Origin of the sequence: Glycomyces artemisiae (assembly GCF_003002955.1) — a bacterium.
GTDB classification, from domain to species: Bacteria; Actinomycetota; Actinomycetes; order Mycobacteriales; family Micromonosporaceae; genus Glycomyces; species Glycomyces artemisiae.
The window spans coordinates 137,201-149,266 of record NZ_PVTJ01000003.1 but is presented as its reverse complement, the minus strand read 5'-3'; the positions used below and the strand labels follow the sequence as shown (position 1 = coordinate 149,266).

Below are 12,066 nucleotides of genomic sequence, written 5' to 3'. Positions count from 1 at the left end.
AGGGGCATGAGACCGACCATCGCCGCCGCACTCGCCGGCATCGCCTGCGCCGCCGTCGCGGTCGCGACCGCGCAGCTCGCGGCCGCCGCCGTCGACCCCGGCAGCGCCCCGGTCGCCGCGATCGGCGCCGCCGTGGTCGACGCGGTCCCCGAACCCGTCAAGGAGTTCGCGATCCGCACCTTCGGCGAGTACGACAAGCTCGCACTCCTGGCCGGGATCGGCACGGTGATCGCCGCGCTCGCCGCCGCGACCGGCGTCGCCGCCCGTCGGCGCCCCTGGACCGGGTACGCGGTCCTGGCCCTCCTCGGCGGGGCGGGCGCGGCAGCCGCCCTCGCCCGCCCCGCCGCCTCCCCGTCGTGGGCGCTCCCGTCCCTCGTGGGCGCCGCCTGCGGCGCGGGCGTCCTCGCGATGCTGCTCCGCGAACGCTCGGACGGCTCCGCCGCGCCGGGCCGGGCCGTCGACCGCCGGGGCGTCCTCATCGCCCTCGGCGGCGCCGGGCTGGCCGGCGCGGCGGGCTGGCGGCTCACCGGCACCTCGGACCTCGAAGACGCCCGCGCCGCGGTCGATCTGCCCGCGCCCGTCGACGTCGGGCCCGCGGGCGCCGGCCTCGACGTGGACGGCCTCACCCCCTATCTGACGCCGAACGCCGACTTCTACCGCGTCGACACCGCCCTGGTCCTGCCGCGCCTCCTCCCCGAGGACTACCGGCTCCGCATCACCGGCCGCGTCGCGAACCCCATGGAGCTGTCCTATAGAGACCTCCTGGACCGCGGTCTGGTCGAACGGGAGATCACGATCTCCTGCGTCTCCAACGAGGTCGGCGGGAACCTCGCCGGGAATGCGCGCTGGCTCGGCGTGCCGCTCGCCGGCCTCCTCGCCGAGGCCGGTCCCGAACCCGGTGCGGACCAGGTGGTCTCGCGCTCGGCCGACGGCTGGACCGCGGGCACGCCGACCGCGGTCTGCACCGACGGGCGCGACGCGCTCGTGGCCGTCGGCATGAACGGCCGCCCGCTCCCGCTGGAGCACGGGTTCCCGGTGCGCATGATCGTCCCCGGCCTGTACGGGTACGTCTCGGCCACCAAGTGGCTCGTCGAGATCGAGCTGTCGTCCTTCGCGGACTTCGACGCCTACTGGGTCCGCCGCGACTGGGACGCGCAGGCGCCGGTCAAGACCTTCTCGCGCATCGACACTCCCAAGCCCCTCGCGACCGTTCCGGCCGGGCCGGTCACCGTCGCCGGGGTCGCCTGGGCCCAGCGCCGCGGCATCGCCCGCGTCGAGGTCCGCGCCGACGGGGGCCCCTGGAACGAGGCCGAACTCGCGCCCGTCATCGGCGAGGACACGTGGCGCCAGTGGAAGTGGACCTGGGACGCGGCGCCCGGCCGCCGCACCTTGGAGGTCCGCGCCACCGACGGCGACGGCGCCGTCCAGACCTCGGAGCGGGCCGCGCCCTTCCCGAACGGTGCCACCGGATGGCACTCCATCGTCTTGAACGCCGAATGAACCGCGGGGCGCGACCGCGCCCCGAACCGACAGAGAGGCAAGACCATGAACACTCGACTGCTCACCCGCGCAGGCGCCGTGCTGGCCGCGGCCGGATGCGCCTTCGTCTTCACCGCGTGCGGCTCCGGCGACGGGACCTCGAACGAGGACGCCACGTCCAGTGCGGAGTCTGCGCAGGAGGAGACCACCGAGGAGACGCCCGTCTCCGGCGAGTTCGGCGCCGCGTGCTCCGCGGTCCCCGCCGACGGCGAGGGCTCGTTCACCGGCATGGCCGACGACCCGGTCGCGACCGCCGCGAGCAACAACCCGGTCCTGTCCACACTGGTCACCGCGGTGACCGAGGCCGGGCTCGTCGACACGCTCAACACCGCGGAGGACATCACCGTGTTCGCGCCCACGAACGACGCGTTCGCGAAAATCCCGGAGGCCGACCTCCAGGCCGTCCTGGCCGACACTGAGACGCTCACGTCGATCCTGACCTACCACGTGGTCGCCGGGCGGCTCGCGCCCGAGGACCTCGCGGGCGAGCACGCGACCCTTCAGGGCGAGAACCTGACGGTCGAGGGCTCCGGCGAGGACTTCACCGTGAACGGCGAGGCCGCCGTGGTCTGCGGCAACGTGCAGACCGCGAACGCCACGGTCTACATCATCGACACGGTGCTCATGCCCGCCCAGTGATGTCCGGGGCCCGCCGCACGGCGAGTCCCGGAGCGCAGGCCGCCCGGACCCGGTCCAAAGCGGGGCGGCCTGCTTCGAGAGACGACGAGGCCGGGCGCCCGAAAGGGGCGCCCGGCCTCGTCGTGCCGCAGGTCCAGGCGACGGCCTTGACGAGGTGCCGGCCGGCCTCAGACCTCGATGTGCGAGCCGATGATCATCGTGCGCTCGCGCGGGAGGCGGAAGTGCTCGGCGGCGTCGGCGGTGATGTGGGACGTGGCGATGAACAGGTGCTTGCGCCAGGTCGCCATCGTCCGGGCCTTGCCGGGCTTGAGCTGGATCGTCGACAGGAAGTACGTGGCCCGGTGGAGGTTGAGGCGGCGGCCCTCGGCCTGCTCGGGCTCGATCCCTTCGAGCGCGCGCGGCACGTCCGGGGTCTCCATGTAGCCGAAGCGGGCGGTCACGTGCATGACCCCGTCCCGGTCGTCGCCGAGCTGGTCGACGGTGAGCCGGTCGTCCTCGGCGACCCGCGGGACCGGTTCGGTGACGACCGAGAGGATCACGATCTGGGAGTGCCGGGCGTGGTTCTGCTCCAGGTTGGAGCGCATGGCGAGGGGCGCGGAGTGCTTGCCGCGGTCGAGGAACACGGCGGTGCCGGGGACGCGCGCGACCTTCGGCTCGCCCTCGCGGAGCTTCTCGACGAACTCCTGAAGCGAGCCCTCGCGGCTCTCGCGCTCGAACGTGACGACCTCGCGGCCCTTCTGCCAGGTGATCATGACGGTGAACGCGAGCACGCCGATGAGCAGCGGCAGCCACGCGCCGTGGATGATCTTCGTCGAGCTGGCCGACAGGAACGCCAGGTCGATCGCGAGGAGCAGGCCGCCGCCGAGCGCCAGCGCCCAGCGCGGCGCGCCCCAGCGGATGCGCGCGACGTACAGGAACAGCAGCGACACGATGGTGATCGTCCCGATCACGGCCATGCCGTACGCGAACGCGAGCGCCTCGGAGGTGCGGAACGCGAACACGAGGACCAGCACGGACACCATGAGCAGCCAGTTGATCCACGGCACGTAGATCTGCCCGTACTGGTGCTCGGAGGTGTGCGCGATCCGCAGCCGCGGCAGGTAGCCGAGCTCGGAGGCCTGCGAGGCGACGGAGAACGCGCCGGAGATGACGGCCTGCGCGGCGATCACGGTGGCGACGGTGGTGAGGAGCAGCAGGGGGATGCGCAGGAACTCGGGGGCGAGGAGGAAGAACGACCCGGCGACGTTCCCGGAGTCCTCCAGGATGAGTGCGCCCTGGCCCATGTAGTTGAGCATCACCGACGGGAAGACGACGGCGATCCAGGCGCGGGAGATGGGCTTGCGCCCGAAGTGGCCCATGTCGGCGTAGAGCGCCTCGGCGCCGGTGAAGGTGAGGATGACGGCGGCGAGCGCGAAGAACGCGACGCCGAAGTTCCCGAACACGAAGTCGATCGCGTAGGTGGGGGAGAGGGCCCGGAGGATCTCGGGGTTCCCGGCGATGCCGCCGATGCCGAAGAGCGCGAGGGTGGCGAACCAGACGGCCATGATCGGGCCGAACCAGCGGCCGATGACGTGCGTGCCGCGCTTCTGGAGCGCGAACAGCAGCACGATGATGACGGCGGTCGCGGGGATGATGGCCGCTTCGAGGCCCGACGACACGGTCTTGACGCCCTCGACGGCGGAGAGGACCGAGATCGCGGGGGTGATCATGGAGTCGCCGAGGAACAGGGCGGCGCCGAAGATGCCGAGGGCGGCGAGCGCGAACGCGGCCTTGCGGCCGCGGCTGTCGACCTGGCGGCGCAGGAGGGTGATGAGCGCCATGATGCCGCCCTCGCCGTCGTTGTCGGCGCGCATCGCCAGGCCCACGTAGAAGACCGTGACGATGATCGTGACCGACCAGAAGATGAGGGAGACGATCCCGAAGACGTTCTCCGTGTTCACCGGGACCGGGTGCGGGTCGCCGGGGTTGAAGATCGTCTGGAGGGCGTAGATGGGGCTGGTCCCGATGTCGCCGTAGACGACTCCGAGTGCGCCGAGGAACAGCCCCATGCGCAGCGGCCCGCCTTTCAAGGCATGCCCGTGCGCCGGGCCGGCCGGTTCCTGGTCCAGCCTGCCCTCGCTGGTTTGAGCGGTCACGTGTGCTCCCTTCCGGTGCCGCACGCTAGCGCGAACCGGGGGCCGATTGCCCGGTCCAGAGGCCGTTGACGCGAATCCATACGCGTTCTTGACGCCCGCTGTGATGTTCCATACGCGTTCTTGACGCATGTCTGAAAGGTTTCGGGCGGCGAACCGGGGGTCCGTGTCGGTCCCCGGGGGCACCATTGACGGCATGTCCCGTCGAGAGCCGAACACCGCGCCGCACCCGTCGCTCGCGCGGTTCTCCCCGGCCACCGCCTCGTGGTTCGCGCAGACGTTCGGCGACCCGACGCCCGCGCAGCAGGGCGCGTGGGAGGCGCTCGCGGAGGACCGGGACGTCCTCGTCGTGGCGCCCACCGGCTCGGGCAAGACCCTCGCCGCGTTCCTGTCGGCTCTTGACGCGCTCGCGACGGCCCCGGTGCCCGCCGAACCCAAGGAGCGCTGCCGCGTCCTCTACATCTCGCCGCTGAAGGCCCTCGGCGTCGACGTTGAGCGCAACCTCGCCGCGCCCCGCGACGGCATCCGCGCCGAGGCCCGCCGCCTGGGCCTGCCCGAACCGGACGTGCGCACCGCGATCCGCTCGGGCGACACCCCGCAGGCCGAGCGCCGCTCGATCGCGAACCGGCCCCCCGACATCCTCATCACCACGCCCGAGTCGCTGTTCCTGATGCTCACCTCCGGCGCCCGCGACGCGCTCGCGGGCGTGGAGACCGTGATCCTCGACGAGGTCCACGCCGTCGCGGGCACCAAGCGCGGCGCGCACCTCGCGCTGTCCCTTGAGCGCCTGGACGCCCGCCTGGCCCGGCCCGCGCGCCGCATCGGCCTCTCCGCGACCGTGCGGCCCGTCGCAGAGGTCGCCCGGTTCCTGTCGCCGCGCCACGACGTCGCGATCGTGCAGCCGCCCTCCGAGAAGCGCTGGGACCTGCAAGTGGTCGTCCCCGTCGAGGACATGGCCGCGCTCGGCGACGCGCCCGTCGCGCCCACCGCGTCCGCGGCCCGCTCGGCCGGGTCCATCTGGCCGCACGTGGAGGAGCGGATCGTCGACCTCGTCGAGGCCCACCGCTCGACCATCGTCTTCGCGAACGCCCGCCGCGTCGCCGAACGGCTCTCCAACCGCCTCAACGAGATCGAGTACGAACGCCGCCACGGCGAACCGCTGCCCGAGTCGCACGGGCCCGCCGCGGCCATGGGCGGCTCCGGGGCCGCCGCCGGGGCCCCGCCGGTCCTGTCGCGCACCCACCACGGCTCGATCTCCAAGGAGCAGCGCGCCGAAGTGGAAGGCGACCTCAAGGCCGGGCGGCTGCCCGCCGTCGTCGCCACCTCCAGCCTGGAACTGGGCATCGACATGGGCGCCGTCGACCTCGTCGTCCAGGTGGAGGCGCCCCCGTCGGTCGCCTCCGGCCTCCAGCGCGTCGGCCGCGCCGGGCACCAGGTCGGGGCGGTCTCGCGCGGCGTGTTCTTCCCGAAGGTCCGCTCCGACCTCATCCAGTCCGCGGTCGTCGCCGAGCGCATGAAGGCGGGCGCCATCGAGGCGCTCCGCGTCCCCGCCAACCCGCTCGACGTCCTCGCCCAGCAGCTCGTCGCCATGGCCGCCATGGACGAGTGGGACGTGGGCGACCTGCTCGACCTGGTCCGCCGCGCCGCCCCCTTCGCGACCCTCCCCGACTCCGCGTTCGACGCGGTCCTCGACATGCTCGCGGGCCGCTACCCCTCCGACGCGTTCGCCGAGCTGCGCCCGCGCCTGGTCTGGGACCGCAACGCGGGCACCGTCACCGGCCGCCCCGGCGCCCAGCGCCTCGCCGTCACCTCCGGGGGCACCATCCCCGACCGCGGCCTGTTCGGGGTGTTCTTGACGGGCGCCGCGACCGGCCGCGGCGGCGGCCGCGTCGGCGAACTCGACGAGGAGATGGTCTACGAGTCCCGCGTCGGCGACGTCTTCACCCTCGGCACCTCCTCGTGGCGCATCGAGGAGATCACCCGCGACCGCGTCATGGTCTCGCCCGCGCCGGGCGTGCCCGGCCGCCTCCCGTTCTGGCACGGCGACGGCCTCGGCCGCCCCCTCGAACTCGGCCGCGCCCTCGGCGCATTCGTGCGCGAACTCTCCAGTATGGACGACGAGGCGGCGCACGCCCGCCTCGCCGCCGCCGGACTCGACGACTCCGCCGCCCGCAACGCCATCGCCTACCTCGCCGAGCAGCGCGAGGCCACCGGCCTCGTCCCCGACGACCGCACCGTCCTGATCGAGCGGTTCCGCGACGAGACCGGCGACTGGCGCGTCGTGATCCACTCCCCGTTCGGCGCCCAGGTCCACGCCCCCTGGGCCCTCGCCCTCGGCGAGCGCCTCCGCGACCGCCACGGCCTCGACCCGCAGGTCATGCACCACGACGACGGCATCGTCCTGCGCCTGCCCGACACCGGCGAGGCCGAACCGGCCCTCCACGCCGACGACCTCGCCTTCGACCCCGCCGCCATCGGCGACACCGTCACCCGCGCCGTCTCCGGCTCCTCGCTCTTCGCCTCCCGCTTCCGCGAGGCCGCCTCCCGCGCGCTCCTGCTCCCGCACCGCCAGCCCGGCAAGCGCCAGCCCCTGTGGCAGCAGCGCCTGCGCTCCTCGCAGCTCCTCGAAGTCGCCGGGCGCTTCCCCACGTTCCCGATCATCCTCGAAGCCGTCCGCGAAGTCCTCCAGGACGTCTACGACGTCCCCGGCCTCACCGACCTCATGGCCGACCTCCGGACCCGGGACGTGCGCCTCGTCGAGGTCACCACCGTCGAGCCCTCCCCGTTCGCCCGGTCCCTCCTCTTCGGCTACGTCGCCCAGTTCATGTACGAAGGGGACACACCGCTCGCCGAACGCCGCGCCGCCGCCCTCTCCCTCGACTCCCGCCTCCTCGCCGACCTCCTCGGCCAGGTCGAGCTGCGCGACCTCTTCGACCCCGGCGTCCTCGCCGACGTCGAAGCCGAGATCCAGCGCCGCACCTACCCCGCCCGCGACGCCGAGAGCGTCGCCGACCTCCTCCGCGTCCTCGGCCCCCTCACCCCCGCAGAGCTCGCCGAACGCGGCGCCGAAGCGGCCTGGGCCGAGACCCTCGAAGCCGCGGGCCGCGCCATCCGCGTCGACATCGCCGGTCACGCCCATTGGGCCGCAGTCGAAGACGCCGGACGCCTCCGCGATGCCCTCGGCACCGTCATCCCCGCCGGACTCCCCGCCGCGTTCACCGAACCCGCGGACGACCCCCTCGGCGACCTCCTCGCCCGCTACGCCCGCACCCACGGCCCCTTCACCACCGCCGACGCCGCCGCCCGCTTCGGCCTCGGCGGGGCCGTCGCCGAACGCGCCCTCCGGGACCTCGGCCTCGTCGAAGGCGAGTTCCGGCCCGGCGGCGAGCACCGCGAATGGTGCGACGCCGACGTGCTGCGCCGCCTGCGCCGCCGCTCCCTCGCCGCGCTCCGCAAGGAGCTCGAACCCGTCCCGCCCGCCGCGCTCGCCGAGTTCCTGCCGCGCTGGCAGCACGTCGGCGGCAAGTCCGCCGAGGACGACCGCCTCGAAGGCGTCGACGGCCTCGCCCGCGCGATCGAGCAGCTCCAGGGCGCGGCCGTGCCCGCCTCCGCACTGGAGTCCCTGATCCTGCCCTCGCGCGTGGCCGACTACCGCCCGGCGATGCTCGACGAGCTGACCTCCTCCGGCGAGGTCCTGTGGGCCGGCGCCGGATCGCTCCCCGGCAACGACGGCTGGGTCGCGCTCTACCCGGCCGAGACCGCCCCGCTGCTCCTCCCTCCGCCCGGCGATGCACCGACCGGCCTGCACGCCGCGATCCTCGACGCGCTCGACGGCGGCTACGGGCTCTTCTACCGCCAGCTCGCCGACCGCGTCCGCGAGCACACCGAAGCGAACGACGCCGATCTCACTGCGGCCCTGTGGGACCTCGCCTGGACCGGCCGGGTCGCGAACGACACGCTCGCGCCGCTGCGCGCGCTCCTCGGCTCGGGCCGCACGGCCGGATCGACCGCCCACCGGGCCCGCCGCGCGGCCCCGCGCGCCCGCTACGGCGGCGGCTGGCGCGACCTGCGCCAGCAGCAGGGCCCCGTCAGCGGCCCCACAGCGGCCGGACGCTGGTCGCTCCTTCCCGCACCGGAACCGGACCCCACGGTCCGCGCCCACGCGCTCGCCCACACCCTGCTCGACCGGCACGGGGTCGTCACCCGCGGCGCGGTCGCGGCCGAAGGCGTCGAAGGCGGCTTCGCGAAGGTCTACCGGGTCCTGTCGGTCTTCGAGGAGTCCGGGCGGGCCCGCCGCGGCTATGTCGTGGACGGCCTCGGCGCGGCCCAGTTCGCGATGGAGGGCGCAGTGGACCGGTTGCGCGCCATGGCGAACCGTGCCGACGGCACCGCAGTCGTCCTCGCCGCCGCCGACCCCGCGAACGCCTACGGCGCGGCCCTGCCCTGGCCCGACACCGACGGACACAAGCCCGGCCGCAAAGCCGGGTCCCTCGTGGTCCTCGTCGGCGGCGAACTCGCCCTGTACGTGGAACGCGGCGGCCGGACCCTTATCGCCTGGCCCGCGACCGATGCCGCGGACCTCTCGGCCGACCCGCGCCTGAGCGCCGCCGCCGCGGCCCTCGCCGACGCCGTGCGCGAAGGCCGCACCGGGCCGCTCCACATCGAACGCGTCAACGACGCCTACGCCCCCGGCTCGACGCTCGCCGCCGCGTTGCAGGAGGCGGGCTTCCACGCGACGCCGCAGGGGTTCCGGCTGCGGCCGTTAGGGACGCAGCAGCGCCAGGTCCTCGCCCCACGAGTCGAGGTCGTCGCCGAACCCTGCGGCGCGGGCCCTGCCGTCGACCTCGGCGAACAGCTCGCGCTGGCGGTCGAGCGATCCGGTCGCCGCGACGGCGCCGAGCGACTTCAGCAGTGCCGCGGTCTCCCAGTCCGGCAGCGGGAACCGCTCCAGCTCCCACTCCAGGTACCGGTTGTAGGGGCGCGGGCGCCGGTCGACCGCGAACAGGTGGTCGAGGAGGTACCCCAGGCTCTCGGTCGCGTCGAGCCGGGCGGCGAGGACGAGGCCGTCGCGGTGGTTCTTGGCCGACCGGTAGAGCAGGTTCACGTAGCCGTCGAGGCTCTCGGACGCGAGTGCGCGGGCCGCTTCGGCGCCGAGCGTCCGCTTCTCGGCGACGAGTGCGGCGATCCCGCCGTCGAGCCGGTCGAGGACGACCTTGCCGCGCGCCAGCGCGTACCGGGCGAACCCCGGCATCCCCGCGGCCCGGAACTGGGTGTGCGTGATGACCACCAGGTCGAGCTTGTCCGTTCGGTGCCCATGCAGCGCTTGCAGTTCGCTCGCGGCGCCGTCGGCGAGCACGACCCACAGGTCGTGGTCGGAGCGCTCGGAGGCGAGCCCGTCGTGGGCGTGCGATCCGATGAGGACCAGCCCGACGACCGCGGGGTCCGCGGTCGCGGTGCGGACGAACTCGTCGTACGTCAAGTCGGTCACCGGCGCCGTCCGATCCTCATCCAGTAGTCCTCGCGGCCGGTGCCGACCGGGAGCGGCTCGCCGCGGAACCCGTTGAGCCGGTTGAGCATGAACTCCATCGGGCCTGCCTGGGAGGTGCGCCGGTAGAAGTCGAGGGCCCAGAGGCCGTTGACGATCACGAGGCACCGCAGCCGGTCCTCGACCGCCTCGCCCGCGAGGAGGTCGAGGTCGTGGTCGGCCTGGACGCGGGTGCTCGGCATGACCGGGGCCCACAGCACGTACCGGGCGAGCTCCCACATCGGATCGCCGTACATGGCGGCCTCCCAGTCGAAGACGCCCGCGATGCGGTCGCCTTCGACGGTGAAGTTGTCCGGGCCGAGGTCGCCGTGGACGAGCCTGCGGACCTCCGGGAGCCCGTCGGCGATGCCGAGGGCGGTCGCGGTGAGCTCTTCGGTCATCGCGATGTCGTCGAAGGAGCCGAGGGCGTTCCAGTCGGCGGGGAGCAGGGCGCGGAGCTGCGCCGCCCAGGTGGGGGCGGCCCCGTTCCCGGTGGCCGGGTCGATGGAGCCGTACCCCTCGGTGCCGGCGAGGTCGACGGCCGCGATGTCCTCGATGAGCGCCCGCACGACCGGGGCCATGCGGTGCTGGTGCGCCGCATCGGCTCCGGTGAGGTGGACGCCGCCGACACGGGCGGAGACGCACGCGTACGCGCCCGCGCCGACCGGGCCGACGTGCAGGACTTCGGGGACGGGCACCGGCGTGCCGCGCAGGCGGCCCGCGATCCAGGCGTCGCGGTCGAACCCGTCGCGGCGCGGCGCGACCCGCAGGACGAGGTCGCGGCCTCCCGCGCGGAAGCCGAAGGCTTGGGAGACCTCGCCTTCGGTCAGCGGGGTCCAGTGGCCGATCGGGCCGAGGAGGTCGCGCATCGCCTGCGCGGCCTCCTCGCCGGAGAGTGCGGTCTTCACCGGCTCCACGGTAGGGCGCGGAGCCGGTCGCGCCAATCGGTTTTCCGCGTCACCAGGTGACGGGCAGTTCGCCGACGCCGTAGAAGTTCTGGTCGGTGCGCAGGGGGACCTGGGCGGCGGGGACGGCCAGGTGCAGGCTCGGGAGGCGCCGGATCAGCCGCTCGAAGGCGATGCGCATCTCGACGCGCGCGAGCTGCTGGCCGAGGCACTGGTGGACGCCGTGGCCGAACGTCATGTGGCCCTTGGCGTCCCCGGCGACGTCGAAGACGTCGGGCTCGGTGAACTGCTCGGGGTCGCGGTTGGCGGTCTGGACCGAGACGGTCATGAACTCGCCCGCCTTGATCTGCTCGCCTTCGAACTCGAAGTCCTCCCCGGCCTGGCGGATGATGCCGGTGTGGATCACGCCGACGTACCGCAGCAGCTCCTCGACGGCGTTCGCCATGAGCTCGGGCCGCGCACGCAGGAGGTCCCACTGGTCGCGGTTCTCCAGGAGCGCCATGGTGCCGAGCCCGATCATCTTCGCGGTGGTCTCGTGCCCGGCGACGAGCAGGAGCAGCGCCATGCCGATGACCTCCTCCTCGGTCAGGTCCCGGTCGGCGGCGAGGTCGGAGAGGAGGTCGTCCTGCGGGTCGGCCCGCTTGGCGGCGACGAGCCCGGCGATGAAGCCCATGACGCGCTCGCTCGCGGCGGCCTTCTCCTCGGCGGAGACGGTCATGGTCATGATCGTGGCGGCGTCGGCAGTGAAGCGGCCCTGGTCGGATCGCGGCACGCCGAGGAGTTCGGAGATCACCAGGGCCGGGACGGGGAGCGCGAACTCGGCGACGAGGTCCGCGCCGCCGCCCGCGGCCTCCAGCGCGTCGAGCCGCTCCTCCACGATCTCGGCGACGCGCGGCTCCAGCAGCCGCATGCGGCGGACGGTGAACACGCCGGTGAGCTTGCGGCGCAGGCGGGTGTGGTCCGCGCCGTCCATCTCGATGAACATCCCGGGCGTGGCGGGCAGGTCGCCTTCGTAGTCGCCCATCGCCTCGACCTGGGGCATGGGGACGGGGACCTTGAGCGGGGCGCGCAGCCGCGACCGGAACCGGGTGTCGGCGAGGACCTTGCGGCCCAGGCGGTGGTCGGTGACGATCCACCCGAGCGTGCCGTCGGGGTGGTAGCGCAGGCGCCGCAGCGGGGCCTCGCGGTGGAGGGCCATGAGCGCGGCGGGCGGGTCGTAGCGGGTCTCGCGGTCGAGCGGGATGCCGTAGGGGACGGTGTCGTTCATCGGGGTCTCCTGACCGTGCGTCGGTGCGTTTCCACGTATAAACATAATATACGTATACGC

5 protein-coding genes and 1 pseudogene are annotated in these 12,066 nt (G+C 73.7%); 3 read left to right on the top strand and 3 right to left on the bottom strand.

Going from position 1 to position 12,066, the window contains the following annotated elements; translation table 11 throughout:
- Positions 1-6 precede the first annotated feature (6 nt).
- Both B0I28_RS09470 and B0I28_RS09465 read left to right on the top strand, forming a co-directional pair.
- Positions 7-1,500, top strand: a complete 1,494-nt coding sequence (locus tag B0I28_RS09470; protein WP_106363582.1) for a molybdopterin-dependent oxidoreductase — start codon at positions 7-9, stop codon at positions 1,498-1,500.
- Positions 1,501-1,545: 45 nt separating this feature from the next.
- Entirely contained in the window at positions 1,546-2,178 is a 633-nt protein-coding gene (locus B0I28_RS09465) for a fasciclin domain-containing protein (RefSeq protein WP_106363581.1), read from the top strand.
- Positions 2,179-2,345: 167 nt separating this feature from the next.
- On the opposite strand, the gene B0I28_RS09460 is transcribed toward B0I28_RS09465, so the two are convergent.
- Positions 2,346-4,226: a potassium transporter Kup gene (locus tag B0I28_RS09460; RefSeq protein WP_106363936.1), complete on the bottom strand. Its 1,881-nt coding sequence runs from the start codon at positions 4,224-4,226 to the stop codon at positions 2,346-2,348.
- Positions 4,227-4,506: 280 nt separating this feature from the next.
- Here B0I28_RS09460 and B0I28_RS09455 point away from each other — a divergent pair.
- Positions 4,507-9,069: pseudogene (locus B0I28_RS09455) on the top strand (ATP-dependent helicase); the annotation flags it as partial.
- A 725-nt stretch (positions 9,070-9,794) separates the two neighbouring features.
- On the opposite strand, the gene B0I28_RS09450 reads toward B0I28_RS09455, so the two are convergent.
- On the bottom strand, positions 9,795-10,742 hold the full coding sequence (locus tag B0I28_RS09450; protein WP_146148032.1) for a phosphotransferase: 948 nt from the start codon (positions 10,740-10,742) through the stop codon (positions 9,795-9,797).
- Positions 10,743-10,791: 49 nt separating this feature from the next.
- Positions 10,792-12,006: a cytochrome P450 gene (locus tag B0I28_RS09445; protein ID WP_106363578.1), complete on the bottom strand. Its 1,215-nt coding sequence runs from the start codon at positions 12,004-12,006 to the stop codon at positions 10,792-10,794.
- Positions 12,007-12,066 lie beyond the last annotated feature (60 nt).